22 protein-coding genes and 1 tRNA gene are annotated in these 18,606 nt (G+C 52.2%); 11 read left to right on the forward strand and 12 right to left on the reverse strand.

The genetic code is table 11. From position 1 onward, the window contains the following. The first annotated feature begins 99 nt into the window (after window positions 1–99). A complete protein-coding gene (locus ACP15Y_RS09375; protein ID WP_424982802.1) occupies window positions 100–402 on the forward strand; it encodes an HlyU family transcriptional regulator in 303 nt (100 codons plus the stop codon). Next, window positions 395–601: a hypothetical protein gene (locus tag ACP15Y_RS09380; protein WP_424982803.1), complete on the forward strand. Its 207-nt coding sequence runs from the start codon at window positions 395–397 to the stop codon at window positions 599–601. The genes ACP15Y_RS09375 and ACP15Y_RS09380 overlap by 8 nt, the downstream gene beginning before the upstream one ends. Here the strand turns inward: ACP15Y_RS09380 and ACP15Y_RS09385 are convergent. Continuing rightward, entirely contained in the window at window positions 584–2,038 is a 1,455-nt protein-coding gene (locus ACP15Y_RS09385) for an MFS transporter (RefSeq protein WP_424982804.1), read from the reverse strand. The two genes, ACP15Y_RS09380 and ACP15Y_RS09385, sit on opposite strands and share 18 nt — an antisense overlap. A gap of 10 nt (window positions 2,039–2,048) precedes the next feature. After that, on the reverse strand, window positions 2,049–3,488 hold the full coding sequence (locus ACP15Y_RS09390) for an MFS transporter (protein ID WP_424982805.1): 1,440 nt from the start codon (window positions 3,486–3,488) through the stop codon (window positions 2,049–2,051). Window positions 3,489–3,596: 108 nt separating this feature from the next. Between ACP15Y_RS09390 and ACP15Y_RS09395 the strand changes: the two genes are divergently transcribed. The 4 genes from ACP15Y_RS09395 to ACP15Y_RS09410 all read left to right on the forward strand — a co-directional run bounded on the left by ACP15Y_RS09395 (window position 3,597) and on the right by ACP15Y_RS09410 (window position 7,024). After that, window positions 3,597–4,232: a helix-turn-helix transcriptional regulator gene (locus ACP15Y_RS09395; protein WP_424982807.1), complete on the forward strand. Its 636-nt coding sequence runs from the start codon at window positions 3,597–3,599 to the stop codon at window positions 4,230–4,232. A 72-nt stretch (window positions 4,233–4,304) separates the two neighbouring features. Then, window positions 4,305–5,708, forward strand: coding sequence for a RimK family alpha-L-glutamate ligase (locus tag ACP15Y_RS09400; protein ID WP_424982808.1), 1,404 nt, complete (start codon window positions 4,305–4,307; stop codon window positions 5,706–5,708). A gap of 4 nt (window positions 5,709–5,712) precedes the next feature. Further along, complete coding sequence (locus ACP15Y_RS09405; RefSeq protein WP_424982809.1) at window positions 5,713–6,186, forward strand: ankyrin repeat domain-containing protein; 474 nt, start codon at window positions 5,713–5,715, stop codon at window positions 6,184–6,186. A gap of 13 nt (window positions 6,187–6,199) precedes the next feature. Beyond that, window positions 6,200–7,024, forward strand: coding sequence for a sulfite exporter TauE/SafE family protein (locus tag ACP15Y_RS09410; protein ID WP_424982810.1), 825 nt, complete (start codon window positions 6,200–6,202; stop codon window positions 7,022–7,024). A 55-nt stretch (window positions 7,025–7,079) separates the two neighbouring features. Here the strand turns inward: ACP15Y_RS09410 and ACP15Y_RS09415 are convergent, their stop codons facing one another. From ACP15Y_RS09415 to ACP15Y_RS09425, 3 genes are all read right to left on the reverse strand, one after another. Continuing rightward, window positions 7,080–7,832 (reverse strand): SIMPL domain-containing protein, encoded by a 753-nt coding sequence (locus ACP15Y_RS09415; RefSeq protein ID WP_424982812.1) that lies wholly within the window; start codon window positions 7,830–7,832, stop codon window positions 7,080–7,082. Window positions 7,833–7,906: 74 nt separating this feature from the next. Next, window positions 7,907–8,323, reverse strand: a complete 417-nt coding sequence (locus ACP15Y_RS09420) for a c-type cytochrome (RefSeq protein WP_424982814.1) — start codon at window positions 8,321–8,323, stop codon at window positions 7,907–7,909. An 88-nt stretch (window positions 8,324–8,411) separates the two neighbouring features. Continuing rightward, a complete protein-coding gene (locus ACP15Y_RS09425; protein WP_424982816.1) occupies window positions 8,412–8,744 on the reverse strand; it encodes an ArsR/SmtB family transcription factor in 333 nt (110 codons plus the stop codon). 273 nt (window positions 8,745–9,017) lie between these two features. Here ACP15Y_RS09425 and ACP15Y_RS09430 point away from each other — a divergent pair. Further along, a tRNA-Ile gene (locus tag ACP15Y_RS09430) sits at window positions 9,018–9,094 on the forward strand. Window positions 9,095–9,327: 233 nt separating this feature from the next. Continuing rightward, on the forward strand, window positions 9,328–9,951 hold the full coding sequence (locus tag ACP15Y_RS09435; protein ID WP_424982817.1) for a YdeI/OmpD-associated family protein: 624 nt from the start codon (window positions 9,328–9,330) through the stop codon (window positions 9,949–9,951). On the opposite strand, the gene ACP15Y_RS09440 is transcribed toward ACP15Y_RS09435, so the two are convergent. From ACP15Y_RS09440 to ACP15Y_RS09465, 6 genes are all read right to left on the reverse strand, one after another. After that, on the reverse strand, window positions 9,948–10,778 hold the full coding sequence (locus tag ACP15Y_RS09440) for a GNAT family N-acetyltransferase (RefSeq protein WP_424982819.1): 831 nt from the start codon (window positions 10,776–10,778) through the stop codon (window positions 9,948–9,950). The genes ACP15Y_RS09435 and ACP15Y_RS09440 overlap by 4 nt on opposite strands. Beyond that, window positions 10,778–11,956, reverse strand: coding sequence for an MFS transporter (locus tag ACP15Y_RS09445; RefSeq protein ID WP_424982820.1), 1,179 nt, complete (start codon window positions 11,954–11,956; stop codon window positions 10,778–10,780). Before ACP15Y_RS09445 ends, ACP15Y_RS09440 begins: the two co-directional genes overlap by 1 nt. 68 nt (window positions 11,957–12,024) lie before the next feature. Then, window positions 12,025–12,339 carry a DUF1801 domain-containing protein gene (locus tag ACP15Y_RS09450; RefSeq protein ID WP_424982821.1) on the reverse strand — a complete coding sequence of 105 codons (315 nt, stop codon included), beginning with the start codon at window positions 12,337–12,339 and terminating at the stop codon, window positions 12,025–12,027. Between the two features lies 1 nt (window position 12,340). After that, window positions 12,341–12,730 (reverse strand): VOC family protein, encoded by a 390-nt coding sequence (locus ACP15Y_RS09455; protein WP_424982823.1) that lies wholly within the window; start codon window positions 12,728–12,730, stop codon window positions 12,341–12,343. 82 nt (window positions 12,731–12,812) lie between these two features. Next, window positions 12,813–13,592, reverse strand: a complete 780-nt coding sequence (locus ACP15Y_RS09460; protein WP_424982824.1) for a helix-turn-helix transcriptional regulator — start codon at window positions 13,590–13,592, stop codon at window positions 12,813–12,815. A 14-nt stretch (window positions 13,593–13,606) separates the two neighbouring features. Beyond that, on the reverse strand, window positions 13,607–13,807 hold the full coding sequence (locus ACP15Y_RS09465) for a heavy-metal-associated domain-containing protein (RefSeq protein WP_424982825.1): 201 nt from the start codon (window positions 13,805–13,807) through the stop codon (window positions 13,607–13,609). Between the two features lie 148 nt (window positions 13,808–13,955). Between ACP15Y_RS09465 and ACP15Y_RS09470 the strand changes: the two genes are divergently transcribed. Next, window positions 13,956–14,300 carry a hypothetical protein gene (locus ACP15Y_RS09470; protein ID WP_424982827.1) on the forward strand — a complete coding sequence of 115 codons (345 nt, stop codon included), beginning with the start codon at window positions 13,956–13,958 and terminating at the stop codon, window positions 14,298–14,300. A gap of 14 nt (window positions 14,301–14,314) precedes the next feature. Here the strand turns inward: ACP15Y_RS09470 and ACP15Y_RS09475 are convergent, their stop codons facing one another. Further along, window positions 14,315–14,770, reverse strand: coding sequence for an Lrp/AsnC family transcriptional regulator (locus ACP15Y_RS09475; protein WP_424982828.1), 456 nt, complete (start codon window positions 14,768–14,770; stop codon window positions 14,315–14,317). 141 nt (window positions 14,771–14,911) lie between these two features. Here ACP15Y_RS09475 and ACP15Y_RS09480 point away from each other — a divergent pair, with 141 nt between their 5' ends. Both ACP15Y_RS09480 and ACP15Y_RS09485 read left to right on the forward strand, forming a co-directional pair. Further along, complete coding sequence (locus ACP15Y_RS09480; protein WP_424982829.1) at window positions 14,912–16,120, forward strand: methionine gamma-lyase; 1,209 nt, start codon at window positions 14,912–14,914, stop codon at window positions 16,118–16,120. Window positions 16,121–16,143: 23 nt separating this feature from the next. Next, entirely contained in the window at window positions 16,144–18,531 is a 2,388-nt protein-coding gene (locus tag ACP15Y_RS09485) for a 1-deoxy-D-xylulose-5-phosphate synthase N-terminal domain-containing protein (RefSeq protein ID WP_424982830.1), read from the forward strand. Window positions 18,532–18,606 lie beyond the last annotated feature (75 nt).

The raw sequence follows: 18,606 nt of genomic DNA on the forward strand, positions 1-18,606 counted from the left end.
GGTTAAAAATTAGCGTCGGGTTAATGTTGCGTATGTGACGGTTTGGCCATGGGAAAAGCCGTGCTATAAGCAGGGTCAAATCAAGTTTCGGAGTGCAATATGTCCTTTTTGAAAAAGCTGTTTGGCGGTGGTGATAAGGCTGGAACTGGCCCCAAGGTATTGGGTGAACGGACCTATGAAGGGCTGCGCATTGTTGCCATCGAGATGAAGGCTGGGCAGGAGTATCAGCTTTGTGGACGTATTGAACGCACCCATGAAAATGGCGATATGGACGCGGTGCAATTTATTCGGGCGGACAAACTTACCAGCGCCGATTTGGCAGAATCAGCAACCCTTGCCAAGGGTGAGCAAATCATCAATGAGCGCGGCAAGACGCTGTTTGATGGGGGCGAAAATGTCTGACCCGAGTGGTGGGCCAGAAAAAAGAAGTTTCAAACACCATGTTTTGAATCGGCTGTTTTACGCAGTGATTGCGGCAGCGATTTTTGGACTGCTTGTGTTTTTTATTGATGGCCGATTTAACCCCGGCACGATCCTTTCATTTATGGTGATCTTTTTTGCCGCGACGGTTGTGGCTGACTTTTTAGGCAAGCGCCTCTGATTTTTCCGATGCTTCGGACTCTTCATGATCTGGAATTGTGGAGAGGCCAAGGCTGATCAGGATGCATAGCGCTGGGAACAAGGTGAAGGCGAACAATAAAGCCGCGCCGCCTTGTTGTGCAGCTTGAGCGGTGAGCACCGTGTCGCCAATTGCGCCATCGAACAGCCCAAAGGCGAGTGCACAAAATCCAGCAATGGCCGCACCAAACACAGCTCCTGTGAATTGAACAGGTGCCATCGCACCAGAAGCGATCGTGCGGTGTTCGGTGGGTGCTTGAGTGATGATGGTTTGTCGAATGAGCGGGCTGGAAGAGCCATAGCCAGCGCCAGTGAGCATCATCCCACCAATGGCCAGCGGCAAGTTCATCACCCAAACGCCATAAGCAGAGATTACGCCACCAACAAAGATGAAGCTGGCGCCCATGCGGATGAAAGCAACACGACGTTTTACATCTTCGATGCGGTTGGCGATCCACGCGGCAATTGTCCATGTCATGGCCAAAGTGGCGGTGGCGTAGCCCGCCATCATGGGTGACATCAGCCAGATCGATTGGAGCAATGCGACCATATAGACGGTGCGGCCAGATGCGCCGATGGTGAACAGGCCGAGCATTGCAAAGCTGCGGCCCATATTGGTTTTCAACGAAAACAGGTTTGGCGGCATAAACCGTTCAACAGCTTTTTGATCGAGCGCGCCAAAGCCCACCAGCAAAGTAGTGGAGGCGAGGATGATCAGGCCCAACCATGCAATGTTCGTGATTTGCCCGGCAAAGCCGGTGATCAACAAGGCGGTGACCAGCAGCAATAGGCGCTTGAGCGGGAAGGGCTTCGCTTCACCTTGTGGTTCGGTTTTGGGCAAGGCGAAATAAGACAAAAAAATCAAAATGACGACGAGTGGCAGATTGAACAAAAACGCGATGCGCCACGATACGAACTCTGTCAGCAGCCCAGCAAAGAGCGGGGTGGCAGCCGCGGCGAGCGCCCACAATGTTGAGGACAGCGCAAAGATGCGGGGCAGGAGGCGTGAGGGCAAATGGTCGGCAATCACCACATAGACTAGCGAGATCAGCATGCCTTCGGCAATGCCTTGCAGGCCGCGGGCGAGGATGACCAAGGCGAGATTGTTGGCAATGCCGCCGAGCACTGAGCCAAAAGCCAGAAGCAGCGCGGAGCTGAGGAAGATGGGTTTTGCCCCAAATCGAATTTTGAAATTGCCCGCCATAACGCCCGCGCAAATGGACCCAACCTGAAACAGGGCGAACAGCCAAAACATCAATTCGCGACCGCCCAAATCCACCACGATGGAGGGGGCGATGACCGAGGTGATGAAGCCATTTACCGCGTGGGAGGTGACCACCAGAATGTTCATCAATGTGATGGGCAAAAATGCGGCTGAGAAAATGCCAGCTTTTGAATCTGTTTCAGCGGTGGTGAGCATAAGACTAAACCTAAGTGATTTTGCGCGGTGGTGTTTTCGGCAAGATATGCGGCAGGACCAGAATTGGCGTGAGCAATACAAAGAACAACGCCGACATCAATGGTGCATAGGATTGTACCTCATTTGCGGAAAACAGGCCATTGGGCGCATCAGGATTGATCAATGAAAGATTGAGAGCGACCAAGCCAGCCAATGCAGCGCCAAAGGCAGACGCAGCATTATCCATAGGGGGCAGCATGGCGGCGGCCCGGTCGCGCTCTCGCCCGCGCACAAATTGCACGGAGATCTTTTCGATGAAGATGTTCTGCCAGCCCAACCCCAGACCCAAAAGGGTCAGGGAAAGCAGGAATAGGGGCAGGCTGGCAAAGTGGAGGGCCGCAGCGGAAAGAGCCACGCTGAGCCAAATGGCGTAAAGCCCTGCCATAATCCATAAGCGTTGTGCGCGGTAAGTCGAAACGCTTGCCACAGACCAGGAGCCGACGGACCAAAAAGCAGCGGGCAGGGCAGTCATATAACCTGCAAGGGTCAAATCGATCTGCCAAAGGGTTTGCACATAGGCCACGTTATAAAGCGTGTGCGCGGTGACGAAGGTGCTGAGCATGATGGTGACCATATAAGCGACGGCGACGGGACTGCGCGGGTCAAACAAGCGCACGGGCAACATGCGGCTTTTGCTGTGCCGTTCAGCGCGTAAACCGATGAAGATCAGAAAAGCGGCGGCGATTAGCAGGCCCGCAATCGCAAGCGGGTGCGTGAGTTGCCCGATGAAGCAGAGTATGGTGACGGCGGTGATGAGCGGGAGCAATACGCGGAAATCAGGCTTGGCGGATTTTTGCACTTTAGCGGCGTTGGGCACAGCGAAATAGGCCTGAATGGCAATGGCTAAGCCGACGACAAAATTGACGAGAAATGTGCCGCGCCATGTGAAGAAATGTTCCAAAATTCCTGCAGCCATAGGGCCAATGGCGGCGGCAACGGCCCACACAATGGCCAAAATGCCGATCATGCGGGTCATCAAATTACCCTTATATGTTTCGGCCAGCACCATATAGGAGAGCGACACCAGAATGCCTTTGGCAAAGCCCTGAATGCCACGGCCTAAAATCACAATTTCAAAAGTGGGGGCGAAGCCGCCAAAGGCCGATCCGATGATCAGCAGCGCAGCGGCCAAATAAAAGCTGAGGCGCGCACCAATGCGCGATTTGAGGTTGATGGTGAGCATGCCGCCCAAAATCGCCATAAGCGAAAACAGCGCTGCTGACCAAAAAAGGATTTTTGCGCCGCCAATATCTTCCACAATTGTGGGCAACACGGTGCGCACCGCAAACATATTGACCGCATGAGATCCAATGGCCACCACCAAAGTGAGCGTAAGCAAAGCACGGCCCTCGGTCAGTACGTCTCTGAAGCGTACTTTATCATGTTGAATTGCGGCAGATTGGTTGGTCATTATTTGCCCGCGCCCTATTTAATAAGTAAAATCTTTTCTTATATTAGAATGGTGATTTGACAAGTCAAATCTTTTTTTATTAAATCGCGGGAACGAATTGGGAAGCGCATGAAACAAAGCGAAGACAAAACGATTGAGCGGTTGCTCTATTTGCTGAAATCTAGGGGCGACCAAACTGCGGTCAATCTGGCTGAAAACGTTGGCACCACGCCGGTTGCTGTGCGGCAGCATATGGAAAAACTGTTGGAGCAGGGCCTAGTGGCTGGCGAAGACCGCCGCGAATCGGTGGGCCGCCCGAAGAAATATTGGAAGCTGACCGAAAAAGGACATAGCCGATTTCCAGATCGTCACTCTGATTTAACAACAGAATTGCTGGGTTCGATCGAAGATATCTATGGCAAAGAGGGCATCGACAAATTGATCGCCGTGCGCGAGGAGCGTGCCTATGCCCAATATCAGGACCGAATTGCCGCCGAATCTAATTTGCAGGGCAAAGTGAACGCATTGGCAGAATTGCGCGAGCGCGAAGGCTATATGACCGAGGTTGAGCCATGCGAAGGCGGATATTTTCTACATGAAAATCACTGCCCAATTTGCGTTGCTGCCACCAAATGCCAAGGCTTTTGTCGCTCGGAATTGAACCTGTTTCAGCAGGTTTTGGGCGAAGAGGTGGATGTGGTGCGCGAAAGCCATATTGTGAGTGGTGCGCGGCGTTGCACTTATCGGATTGTAGAAGCGCGCTAAGTTTGATCTAGTGGACTGACGCTGCATCTTTGCAAGCGACCATTTTTGATAACTCATTGATGAGGCGCGTATATGGCGGAAGCCGCGAAACCCAAAATTGCTGTTGGTTGGGAAGAATGGATCGGCATGCCCGATATTGGCTTGCCTGCGATTCTGGCTAAGGTTGATACGGGCGCACGCACCTCTGCGTTGCACAGTTTTGCGTTTGAGGAAATCGAGATCGATGGGGTGACGCACATCCACTTTGGCGTGCAACCAACAGCGGACGATCCAAAGCTACATGTATGGTGCAATGCGCCGCTAATTGATTATCGCGAAGTTATCTCCTCAAACGGCATGGCGGAAATGCGCCCCTTCGTGCAGGTTGAGCTGCATTTGGCGGGTCAAAGCTGGCCGATTGAGCTGAGCCTCACGAACCGTGAAACCATGAATTATCGCATGTTGCTGGGTCGCACTGCCATGGAAGGCCGCATTGTGGTTGATCCGTTTGGCGCTTGCATCAACGGCGTGCCAGAAGGCGATTTTTATGGCCACCATTTGGAAGAAAGCGCCAGCAAAGAGCTGAGCATCGGCATTTTGACCTGCGCTCCAAATGCATATTCTACCCAAAGACTGGTCGAGGCGGTCGAGCAAAAAGGCCATTCAGTTGATCTGATCGATATTGCACGCTGTACGTTGCAAGTGGATGCACAAAATCCGGGGCTTTTTTTGCGCGGTGAGCCTTTGCCGCGTTATGACGCGATTATTCCGCGTATTGGCGCGCCGATCACCCAGCATGGGTTGGCAGTAGTGCGTCAATGCGAGTTGCTTGGCAGCTATGTGCTAAACGGCGCATCATCAATTGCGGCTGCGCGCGACAAATTGTGGAGCTACCAGTTTTTGGCGAAAGCAGGCATTGAAGTGCCATCGACATTTTCGGCGTTTAATGGCCGCGATGGTCGCGCCATGGTGCACAAGGTTGGCGATGGCCCCTATGTACTGAAAACGCGAAAGAGCGAGCGCGGGCGCGGTGTGCTGCTTGCGCAAGACCGCAACACGGCGAAAAGCCTTTTAGACGCGTTTGACGATTTGGACGAAAAGCTTTTGATTCAGCCGTTCTTGCAAGCTGAGAATAACTCGGACTTGCGTATAATGGTGTTGGGCAAAAAGGTGATTGCTGCGGCACAACGCACTGCAAAGGCAGGGGATTTCCGTGCCAATTACCACCAGGGTGGCAAAGCGAAGAAGGTCAAAATCAGCAAGTTGGAACGACAAATGGCATTGCGAGCGGCAAAAGCGCTTGGGCTGCGATTTGCTGGTGTGGATTTGATGCGCACAGAGGCGGGGCCCGTGGTGATCGAAGTAAATGCGTCGCCGGGACTTGAAGGCATTGAAAGCGCAACGGGCCTTGACCTTAGTGGCAGAGTTATCGACTATGTTGTGGAATATGCGCGCCCATCGCCGCCGGCGCTTCAGGTTGCGCCGCAAGCCGAGTAGTGAAATGCAAAACCGACCGGGCCTTTTAACGCTGTTCTTGTTGCTGCCCATTCTGGCAGTATTGTCCAGCTGTGCGGAACGCCCCGGAAAGCCCACCGAGTTGGTGCAGGCGGTGCGCGACAATCAGGCACTCAAACTCAAGCAAATGCTGGAAGATGGTGCGGACCCGAATTTCGTTTCTGAAAGCGCGGGGCCGTTGATTTATATTGCGGCAGGGCCAAAGGGTGGTGCCGAAGTTACATTGGTTTTGTTAAAGGCTGGTGCCGACCCGAACGCTGCAAACAGCGATGGTCGGTTGCCGCTGCAAAATGCAGCGAGTTGGTGCAGCGTGAACACCGTATCATTGCTGCTGGAAGCTGGTGCAAATCCGCATTTGAAGGGCAAAGGCGAAAAGACTGCGCTTGACGATACATGCAAGCGGCCACAAAGAGAGCGTGAGTTGATCGTTGAATTGCTGCGCACGGCGATGAGCAGATAGGGCCGAGACCTTTATGGAGTTTCTGACATCTTTGATTTCTGATTATGGTGCACTGGCGCTGGCTGGCGTTGCTGCGGGCATTATTGCTGGCTTGCTGGGCGTGGGCGGCGGCATTGTGATGGTGCCAGTGATGACCACGATTTTTGCGGCCAGTGGCATGGATGAAGCCGTGATTTTGCACGTAGCAGTGGCGACATCGCTTGCGGTGATCATCCCCACAGGCGCGTCAAGCGCATTGGCGCATCATCGCAAAGGTGCCGTGTCATTTGAACTGTTGAAACTTTGGGCCCCCTTTATGGTGGCGGCCTCCTTTTTAGGCGGGATTAGCGCAGGGCTTTATTCGTCTTTGGTGATGCGGCTGATCTTTGGCGTGATGGCGATTTTGATCGCTGTAAATTCGGTTGTGCCGATACAAAAACGCATGATGCAAAATTTGTCCGATTCAGCAACGACCCATCGCATTAGTGCGGCTGTGATCGGCTATATCTCATCTTTGATGGGCATTGGCGGTGGCTCATTGAGCGTGCCAACAATGGCGGCTTTGGGCCGCAAAGTGCACCAAGCTGTCGGCACCAGCTCTGCGCTCGGTGTGTTTATCGCCGTACCTGGGGCATTGGGTTTTGTGCTTTCAGGGTGGGGTGTTAGCGGTGTGCCAGATTTTGCGCTCGGCTATGTCTATTTGCCTGCATTTCTGGCGTTGGCACTCGGCGCAATCTTATGTGCGCCCCTTGGGGCGGCTTTGGCCCACCGGCTTTCCGGTGAATGGCTGAAACGCGTTCTGACGATCTATTTGCTGGTTGTTGGCGTTCGTATGATTATGAAGGCCATTTCTGGATAGTTTGCGCATGCCACAGCAAGGAGCGACATGCGCAAAAGGCGCGGAGAAAGCAGAATTATTCTGACTTGTCGTCGCCTTGTTTAATTTCCCATTGCACATTCACGGTGATGGAGTAGGTCATTTCGCCAGCTTGTACCGGCACAGCCATATCAGCTTCTGCCATTGCCATGCGCGCACCCATTTTCATCGGCGCAGGGGCATAGTTTTGATTTTCTGAAATGCTTATCACATTGCCCAAAGTTACCCCGGCAGTTTCGGTGTAAATCTTGGCGGTGTCCATCGCATCTTCCATGGCGCGTTTGCGCGCATCGCGCATCAATTCTTCGGTGTCTGAAACAGCGAAATTGATGCCGCTAATGGTATTGGCACCAACGGTGACGGCTGAATCAATCACGGCGCCGATATTGTCCAGATCATGGATGCGCACGGTGACATTGTTGGATACGCGATAGCCGGAGATTTTAGGTGGCAAGCGATAGCCATTTTCGTCGCGCTTGTCTGTGTGCACATAATTTGGCTGCACAGAAAAGCCAGATGTTTGAATGTCTTTGTCTTCAACGCCTGCCTGCTTGAGCACCTCTACAAGAGCAGTCATAGCTTCATTGTTGGCCGTGAGGGCTTCGCGGGCGGTTTCACCATCAGTGACGACGCCAGACGTGACAACGGCCATATCCGGCGCAGCAGCGATTTCACCAACGCCAGAAATATTGATTGTTGAAGTGTATTTTTGTTCGTCCGCATATGCGGCGGGGGTGGCAAGAGCTGCTAGAGAAAGTGCAGCTGTAATTGGCAGGATCGCTTTATACATTTTCCATCTCCAAGTGGTATGATGGACATGACCCTGCCAATGATTTGCGACGCTTTTGCGGCATCAATTGGGTGCTATTGTGATTCAGCTTCTTCCGCTGCCTCTAGATCGTAATCCGGTGAGAATTGCATCAAGTAGGCGATCACATCTTCCCGGTCTTTTTCTTTCTTAAGGCCAGCAAAAGACATTTTTGTGCCTTTGATATATGCACGTGGCTTCTCGAGATATGGATCAAGAGTTTCGACAGTCCAGACCAAACCTTCTTCACCCTTTGCAATCATGGCTTTAGAATATTTGAAATCCTGTGTGCCAGCGACCGCGCCAAAAATGTTGTTCAAGGCAGGGCCGACACGGTTTTTAGCACCGTCACCCACCATGTGACAGGCCTTACATTTTTTGAAAACATTTTCGCCTTTGTCCGCGTCGCCATCGGCGAAAGCGGGAGCGCTAAGCGCCAGCAGGCCTGCTAGTGCTAAGGATAGTATTTTCATCGTAAATTCCTCTGCGAATTTCAACTAAACAAGCCTAACTGATCGCATTGCTTGATGACAAATGCTTGAATTGTCGCAGGGGCGTCGCTTAATCGATGCAAAAAGTGCGGTATAGGCCCTCAATATTTGAGCGCACATGTGATTTTTCTAAGGAATAATAAATGGCTTTACCTTGGCGTCGTGTGTTGACCAAACCTTCCTGCCGCAACCGCGCCAATTGCTGCGAAACAGCGGCCTGACGGGCATTGAGCAGATCCTCCAGATCTGAAACAGAGGCTTCACCTTCAGCCAACCGACACAAAATCGATAAGCGTCCCTCATGGGCAATAGCTTTGAGAAAGATGGAAGTTTGATCAGTGTCCAAAGTGGTTTGATGTTTTTTGGGGGATTTCCCCTCCAAATCGACCGCTTGTAACGTCATTGTTCCCTCAATTGAGCATTTTGCTCTTATTTTTTAAGTACAGACTTGATTGTTGTGCAGGATGAGTTAAGAGAGCGACAGCTCTTTTCTCTTTCCAATAAAACTTGGAATCGCCCAACAATTTGAGGTTAACGATATGCGTACTTACCTATGTGATCAACTGGTAAGTGGCTAATTTTAGGGTATTCCCTAAAAGTTGTTCTTTTAATTACTGTCGGGGGAAAGAAAATTCTTTCAATTGCTTGTGGCCCTTGCTATGAGCATTTTTGGGTTGGGCCTGTAGCTCAGTTGGTTAGAGCCGACCGCTCATAACGGTCTGGTCGTAGGTTCGAGTCCTACCGGGCCCACCATTCTTTTCCTGACATGAATTTTTTGGAAAAATGCGCTATTTTCGAGACGCCTTCTGGGCCTGATTCAGGCTAAGATAACGGTGTCTCGTTCCGAGCAACATTGCGGCTGGCTGTATCTCGTTCTAATTGGCGAAAGAGGCTAATTTCCAACGAGATGTTGGCATGTGCCGACTGAGGCTGCAATAATGGGAGAGCGCGACAGTTTTGTTTGGATTGCGGGGGAGAAATTGCCAATGATGATCACAGATGTTGAAGACTTTTTCACCAAAGGGTGTGGTCGTTGCGACAAGTTTGATACCCCAAATTGTGTGACGCGCACATGGATTGATGGGTTAAACCATCTGCGCCGGATTTGCCAAGATATGGGGCTGGAAGAGCATGTGAAATGGGCGCACCCTTGTTACATGCACAATGATCGCAATATTGTGCTGTTCGGGGCGCTGCGGAACGATTTCCGCCTGTCTTTTTTCAATGCCGGGCTGTTGAAAGATCCTGAGGGCGTTTTGGTGCCCAACGGGCCCAATTCGCAAACGCCGAGTGTGATTAAATTCACTGCAAATGAGCAGGTGGCTGAGCTGGAGCCGACCATCCGTGCCTATATTGCAGAGCTGATGGATGCGGCTGAAAAAGGGTTGAAGCCGCCAAAAGTTGAGCTTGAAATTGAGTTGCCGGAAGAAATGATTGATGCGCTGGATAGCGATCCGGAATTGGCGGAGGCTTTTCATAATCTGACGCCGGGGCGGCAGAAGAGTTATGCGATCAATTTGAACGGCGCTAAAAAGCCAGAAACGCGGATCAATCGGATCGCGAAGTTTCGCGATCACATTATCGCAGGCAAAGGTGCGATGGAGCGCTAAAAGCGTTTGATCAACTCATATTGGCTGACGGTTTTTTGCGCGCCCAAATGGGTGAGAAAGCCGATGGTTTCTGCATCTAATTTGTCGATGTTGATGAAGGCGAGTTTGGGTTTGTTGATGGCGGTGGCTGCATTGTGCAGAAGTGCCCGGCCAACATGTTTGCGCCTATGGTTTTTGGCAACAGCCAATTGATAGATCGCGCCGCTTGGGGCAATGGCAATGTAGCCAATCAATTGCTCTGCTTGAAATGCGGCGAGGCAGGTTGCATCTGGGGCTGCGGCGACCGCAAAATCCTCATTTTGCCAAGAAGGCATCACGTCACGCAGCGCTTCAATGCGCGGGGCGATGGTCGCCCACTCCACTTTTTTGATTTCACAATCTGATTCCGCCCAATCGCCTATCTCCATGACAAAACAGTCAAATTCACGATGAATCTCATGGCCCTGTTTTTGATACAGTCCCAAGGCGCGTTGGTTGCTGGTGAAGCATTCAAACTGGATGAGTTTAAAACCAGCCTTGATGATTTCTGCCTCAGAGCGGGCGGCGATTTGTTTGGCCAAACCTTTGCCGCGATCTGCGACGCGGGTGCCGCTGGCGATCAAATGGGTGCGATGATCATGGGTGCCGATAAACCAGAAAGCGAGCACCTGTTCGCCATCAAAAGCGATGGAGGAGAGTGCTGGATTAAACTGCCGTTGGGTCAACATGCCCAAGAATTGATCCAGCGTTGGCTGCAACGGAATGTCATAATCAGAAAAAGCGTCCAGCATGGCAGCGTGTAGCGCCTGTGGGGCAATATCTTGCGCATTTCTGATTTCAATCGACATTAAAGTTCCTCCATTTTCCACCAGACTAATCCTGAAACAAGGATGAAGAAAAGAGGGACAAAATAGGTCATTTCAATCGACAAAAACAGCCCTCCAATTGTGGCGATAGAACCGCCCAACAGGATGGCAAGGGACTGGCCGGAGAAAATGACTGAGGTGGCGAAGCCCATGCGCTCGGGCGCGCATTTTTGGGCATAGGCAATGCCTACGCCAAGTGCTGAAGCCGGAATGAACGCATAAAGCGCTTGCAGGGCGACCACTTGCTCCAATGTTTGCACGAACGGGAACAAGCCGAAATGCAACATAGCGGCGGCAAAGCCAATGCCCAACACGGATTTGCGGTTCCAGCGTTTTGCCAAATAGATGCAAAGCGCGGTTGCAGGCACTTCAACAATGGGCGTTGCGGCGAAGGCAATGGTGAGGTCCACCGGGTCTTTTGAGATGTTCGCGTCAATGAACAGGGCCAGATTTGCAAGGCGCACAATATCGCCAGACAAGACCAGCGCGACAAACAGAGCGATATAGAGCAAATTGCGCGGCACATCGCGCCAACGCAACCAGCTAAAACGGTCGCCTTTTTCCTTAGATTTGGTGATCACAACGCGGGCAAAAAGCCAGATGGCAATCCCCATGATCACATAGCCCACAGCCTGAATGAGAAAGATATCGCGATAGGTTAGGCCATAGGTGAGCAACAGGCCAGCGATGGCCGGGCCGACCACCCAGCCTGCGATAAAGCCGATGCGCAGCTCGCCGCTTTCCGTTGCTTTGTCGCCAAATCGCTGGGTTTCACGCTCCTGTGCCCAAGCGAAAAATTGGGCATTGGCGGCTGACATAAAGGGAATTGCGATGCAGACCAGAATGAGCACGAACCAGGCGGTGGTGGCCACTGCGGTGAGCACGTAGCTGATCGCCAATACCATGAAGCCAACCGTGATGATGATGCGCCGTTCGCCCATACGGTCGGAAAAGTCGCCAATTATAGGCAATACGAACAGCGAGATGACGGCCGGAACGGCGAAGGATAGCCCGTTTTCAAAGGTGGATCCGCCCAAGGTTTGGGTGACAAATAGCGCGCGAATGGGGAAGGAAAGCACCCCGATTGCGGCAGTGAGAAACAGATAGAGAAAAAGCGGCGCAGCAGATCTCCGCGCCGGGGACAGCGATATAAAGGACATAGAAATACTGGTGCTAGAGGAACAGGTGTTCTTCTAATATCAGTATTTAAAATGGTCTGCAAATGGTATTAAAAAGCTTGCTGTAAAAAGTTGCGCAGTTGTTTTTCCTCAATATCTTCTGCAGTTTTCAACTTCAGATGGCGTCGAAATTTGCCTTTGCCTTCCAAATGTCCGTTCGGGTCATCAAGGTCTGCGCCTTTTGAAAACTCAAAGGAGGCGTGGTCTTCATAAAAAAATAGACCGCCCACCGCGGTTTTTGGATCGCCCGCCACGGCCTCGATCAGCGTGCCGCCATATTTGCTGGTGAAGCCAGCATCAGGGCAAATGTCTAAAATCAGCTCATTCACTTTTTCGGTGATGGCAGTTTTGATGTCTGGGGTCATTTTATTTTCTCACTGGTGAAGCTATTTCAACAAGGCAACCGTTCAAGTCTTTCACGTAGGACACCGTTTGGTTCCACGGCTTTTCTTCCGGTGGCAAAAGTGACGTTGCGCCATTGTTTATGGCGTGGCTGTAGGCGGTTGCCACATTCTCGCACACCAAGCAAATTTCCCAGCCTGCGCTTAGATTGTCTTTCCGGTTTGGCGCGATGGCGAGGCCGGAGAGTTCTGCCGCTTCCTCGCCCGCAAAGGTGAGGGCGGTGTCGCCGGTTTCCATTTCAGCATAGAGATCGCTCTCGTGAATGAAGCGCCGGGACAGGCCAAATGCTTGTTCGTAAAATGCGACCGTTTCTAGCACGTTTTTCACATAGATGATGGTGTAGCCAAATTTCATTTTGTTCTCCGATTTGCCGGCAGACATTAGCGTGCTGCTTGGTGTTCGGATTGAATAAATCGGACCTGCTGAAGTGAATAATTTAGATAACGGGTAGGCCCGGCAAAGATAGGTTGATTGGGATGCGGCTTGGCGAAAAGCCGCCGAACTTTTGGAACGCGCGGATCATATGGGCTTGATCTGCATAACCGCATTCTGCGGCGATTTCGGCGTTTGAAAGATCTGTTTTTTGCACGAGATTGAGTGCGCGATGAAATTGGACAATGCGGGCATAAAGTTTTGCGGAGAGGCCCACCATATTGCGGAAGGTGCGCAAGATATGGCGGGGTGAATGTTCCGTATTTTGTGCCAATTGATTGATGCTGATTTGGCCGCCGCTAACATGGATTAAATCGATCAGATTGTGGACCAGATGCCGATCATTATCGGTATTTTGCAGCGGTGGCAGCGCCAAAAGGGCGGTATGGATATCGCTGTTGGGCTGTAAGTTTTGCAGCAACTTTGCAAGGTTAGGCAAATGGGCGATAGCCGCTTCGCCTTGCAAAATATGATCCTGCGCAGTGCCCAATTGTGCGCCCCATAGGGTGCGGGCGTTCGCGGGATAGATACGTAACCCTGCCCAACCATCGCCCGGCTTATATTCTACATGATATGGCGATGTGGCTGGCCCGGTGATGATGGGCGTGAGGTTTGTCGGTTGATTTTGCTGATCTAAAGTGAAGCGCAAAATAATGTCGCAGCACCCATCGGGTAAAATGATGGATTCGCCTTTTTGATCTGCAATAAAAGACCAATGCGCCGCCGTTTGCCGACGCGATTTTGGCGTGACCAATTGTTCATTGTAGCCGATGGGTAGATGCATGTACGGATTTGGACTTAAGACGCGATGCTAGACGGATAGCCCGCCGCGTCCAAGGCCGCCAGAATGTCATCATTAGCCGCTGTTGATGTTACGTCAATTTTGTTGGCGCTTAGATCAACCTTCACGTCTGCGGTGCCGTCAATTTCTCCAATTGCTTTCCGCACGGTGGCTTCGCAATGTCCGCAAGTCATGTCTGGTACGTTAAACTTTGTCATTAAGGATCGTCCTTTCGTTTTTATTCTTACTCAATAACCCTTCCATTTACTGGAAGGTCAAGCAGTAGTTTTTTAATCTTCCATGTTGACCTTACAGCAGCTGTAAGCTGCATCAATATGATTTTGCGCGGAATGGCGAGGCGGATTTATGAGTGACGCGGACAAGCAGAAACAACTGATTGAAGAGCAAATTCAGGTTTGCAAAACTGAATTGGTGGAACTGCAAAAAACATGTTGCTTGAACAAGCGCAGTGAAAAGATGACGGGCTTGATCGAAGAAGTGGAGCGACTGGGGCGTGATCAATTGGCGCTGGAAACCATGACGCCCGATGATGCCGCGGCTTTTATTGTTCAGCTTGAAGCGGTGGGTGCAAAATTGGGGACGCTTTATGCGACTTGCTGCACGCCAACCCGCGAGCCGATTTATTCGGCGATGTTTAAGGCCTTGTCCAAAATCCATCTCCGTTTGCTGCGATTGCAGCATGGGAGATAAGTGCATTGCTCCGGCTAAATCGCCGGGAACAGATTGGTGCGTTTTACTTCGCCGTAGGCAAAGCTGGTTTCAATGCCAGCAACACCGGGAATGCGGTGGATGGATTGGCGGGTGAAGCGTTCGTAGTCTTCTAGGCTGGCGACGATCACACGCAAGAGGTAGTCCCAATCTCCGGTCATCAAATGGGCTTCCAAAATTTCATCGATGTTTTTGATAGCGGTTTCGAACGCGCTGACGTCTTGTTCGGTGTGGTGCTGCAATTTGATGCGGACGAACACGGTGACAGGGAGGCCATAGCGTTTTTGATCGACAATGGCGCTATAGCCGCGGATGATGCCTTGCTGCTCTAAATTGCGCAGGCGGCGCAGGCAGGGCGAGGGCGAAAGGTTGACTCGTTCGGCCAGTTCCTGATTGGTCAGTCGACCGTCGCGTTGCAATTCGCGAATGATTTTTTGATCAATTTTGTCCATTAGATCGCTATTTATTGGCATAATATTGCTGAAATATATCATTTCGAGGTCAAGTTCGCCAGAACATTGCGCGGCATTTCTTTTATTCTTTCGGGTAAGAGAGGACCGTTCGGTCCGCCACAGCAATTGGAGGTGCGCGACATGACCCACAATAATAAAAACCAAGGTTTTGCTACCAAAGCCATTCACCATGCCTATGACCCGCAAGATGAGGGCGGTGCGCTTACACCTCCTCTGCACTTGACCTCGACCTTCGCATTCCCAACCGCGGAGCATGGCGGGGAAATTTTTGCTGGTGATCGTGAGGGCCATGTTTATTCGCGCATCTCCAACCCCACCAATGATTTGCTGGAACAGCGCATGGCGGTGCTGGAAGGGGCGGAAGCCGCGCTGGCCAATGCATCAGGCATGGGCTCAGTGACCTCAGCGCTTTGGACTTTTGTGGCGCCGGGCGATGAGATCATTGTCGATACAACGCTTTATGGCTGCACCTTTGCCTATATGCGCCACGGGCTGCAGAAGTTTGGCGTGGAGATCACCCATGTGGATATGACCGACCCGCAAAATGTGGCCAAGGCGATCAGCGGTAAAACCAAAGTGGTTTATTTTGAAACCCCGGCCAACCCGAATATGCGCTTGGTGGATATTGAAGCGGTGAGTGCCATTGCCCATGAGTTTGATGCCAAGGTGATCGTGGACAACACTTATTCAACGCCTTATCTGACCCGGCCAATCGAGCATGGTGCGGATCTGGTGCTGCACTCGGCCACCAAATATTTGGGCGGCCATGGCGATGTGATCGCCGGGCTGATTGCGGGCCGCAAAGAAGATATTGATCAGATTCGTCTGGTGGGCATGAAGGACATGACGGGTGCAGTGATGGCGCCGTTCAACGCGATGCTGATTATGCGCGGGTTGAAAACCCTGCAATTGCGCATGGACCGCCATTGTGCGAGCGCGATGGAAATTGCCCAACGCTTGGAACAGCACCCGATGATTTCCAAAGTTTATTTCCCCGGCTTGCCGAGCTTTGAGCAGCATGAGCTGGCGAAGAAGCAAATGGCTGATTTTGGGGGCATGATTGCGTTTGAACTGATCGGCGGCATCCAGGCGGGCATTTCCACCATGAACCGGTTGGATATGATCCAGCGGGCGGTGAGCCTTGGGGATGCGGAAACCTTGATCCAGCACCCTGCATCCATGACCCATTCGACCTATACCCCGGAAGAGCGTGCAGAGCATGGCATTTCCGAAGGCTTGGTGCGGTTGTCCGTTGGCCTTGAAGAGGTTGAGGACATTTGGGCCGATTTGGAGCAGGCTTTGCCAGCAGCAAAAGCGCAGGTTGCGTAATCAAGATCACAGGGAGTGGGGCGATGAGCAAAAAAATAGAGCAGCTGAAAGAGCTGGAAGGGCAGATTTTGTGGCTGGCGTGCTGGATGGTGCATCATGCCAACCATATCCGCCCAAAAGGTGACCAGCAGATCAAGATTGGCGGACACCAGGCGTCGTCTGCCTCAATCGTGTCGATCATGACAGCGCTCTATTTTAGTGTGCTCAAGCCCGAAGATCGGGTGGCGGTGAAGCCGCACGCCTCTCCCATATTCCATGCGATCCAATATTTGATGGGCAATCAAGAGTTGGACCGAATGAAGAACTTCCGGGGCTTTGGCGGGGTGCAATCTTACCCCAGCCGCACCAAAGATATTGATGATGTGGATTTCTCCACCGGCTCGGTTGGACTGGGTGTTGGCATCACAGCCTTCGCTTCCATGATTCAGGACTATATCCAGCACAAAAGCTGGGCCGCCGAAAAGCCGATGGGCAAAATGGTGGCGTTGGTGGGCGATGCTGAAATGGATGAAGGCAATATTTTTGAATGTCTTCAAGAAGGCTGGAAGCATGATTTGCGCAATGTGTGGTGGATCATCGATTATAACCGCCAAAGCCTTGATGGGGTGATCCGTGAAGGCTTGTGGAAACGGCTCGAGCCGATTTTTGAGGCGTTCGGCTGGGAGGTTGTGCGCCTGAAATATGGCGTGAAGCAACGCGCTGCCTTTGAACAACCCGGTGGTGACAAGCTGAAAGAGTGGATCGATAATTGCCCGAACCAGCTTTATTCGGCGCTGACCTATCAGGGCGGTAAAGCGTGGCGCGCCCGCTTGCTGGATGAAATTGGCGACCAAGGCGATGTGACCAAGCTGATTGAAAGCTATTCCGACGACGAATTGGCCGAGTTGATGAACAATCTCGGTGGCCAGTGCGTGGAAAGCTTATTGGAAGCCTTTGAAAGCATCGATCATGATCGGCCAACCGTATTCATCTCCTACACCATTAAGGGCTGGAGCACGCCGCTGGCGGGGCATAAGGACAATCATGGTGGGTTGATGACGCCAACCCAGATGGATGAGTTCAAAAACCAGATGGGTGTAGCTGATGGTCAAGAATGGGAAAAATTCTCACTTGTGAAAGACGCGGCTACGACACAGAAATTTTTGGATCAGGTGCCGTTTTTCGCCAAAGGCACGCGCCGCTTCTCCGCACCATCCGTTGAGGTGGGCGCACCCGTTGAACTGGCAGATCGGGAGATCGCCAGCCAAGCCGGGTTTGGCAAGATACTGGATGAGATCGCCAAAAATAACCCAACCTTGTCGGAGCGGATTGTGACCACATCCCCCGATGTGACGGTGACGACCAATTTGAGCGGTTGGGTGAACCGCAAGGGCCTGTTTGCCCGCAATGAACTCAATGATGAGTTTAAGGATCAACGCATTCCATCGGCGCAGAAATGGGCGTTTTCGCCAGACGGCCAGCATATTGAGCTGGGCATTGCCGAGATGAATTTGTTTTTGCTGCTGGGGGCGGCGGGGCTGTCTCATTCTGTGTTTGGCGAGCGGTTGCTGCCCATTGGTGCAGTTTATGATCCGTTTGTGGCGCGGGGCTTGGATGCGCTGAATTATGCCTGCTATCAGGATAGTCGCTTTATGATTGTGGGCACCCCTTCAGGCGTGACGCTGGCGCCGGAAGGCGGGGCGCACCAATCTATCGGCACGCAATTGATCGGCATGAGCCAGGATGGGCTGGCGGCGTTTGAGCCTGCCTATGTGGATGAATTGTCGGCCATTATGCATTGGGCCTTTGATTATATGCAGCGCGATGGCGAGGGTGACCCGGACGAGCGCACATGGCTGCGCGATGAAACGGGCGGCTCGGTCTATCTGCGCCTGTCCACCAACCCGATTGAGCAACCGCAATGGCGCAAGGATGATGCGTTCAAGCAGGGCGTGATCGACGGGGCTTATTGGATGCGTGAGCCGGGACCAAATGCTGAGATTGTGATTGCCTATCAAGGCGTGGTTGCGCCGGAAGTGATCGAGGCTGCTGGGCGTATTGGGGAAGATCGCCGCGATATTGGGGTTTTGGCCTGTACTTCAGCTGACCGATTGAACGCAGGATGGACCGCAGCGCAACGGGCGCGACGGCGCGGGCAAGCAGATGCCCAATCCCACATTGATCGGCTGTTGGCGCAATTGCCACCTCATTGCACGATCATCACGGTGACAGACGGGCATCCGGCCACTTTGGGCTGGCTGGGCGCTGTGGCTGGCCATCGCACCGTGCCGCTCGGCGTGGAGCATTTTGGGCAAACGGGGACCATTGCTGATCTTTATGCCCATTATGGCATCAACGCCGATGCAATTGTGAGCGTGGCGCAAAATATTGTGCGGGGACGTCCGGTGCGGCATTTGCGAGAAGTCGTTTAAGCACATTCGGGACTTGGAAAATTTGAGGTGGGGCTTTATGACTAAAGCCTCACCTTTTTTGTCTCTAATTGTCCC

The sequence above is a fragment of the Maritalea sp. S77 genome, from assembly GCF_049801075.1.
Classification (GTDB): Bacteria; Pseudomonadota; Alphaproteobacteria; order Rhizobiales; family Devosiaceae; genus Maritalea.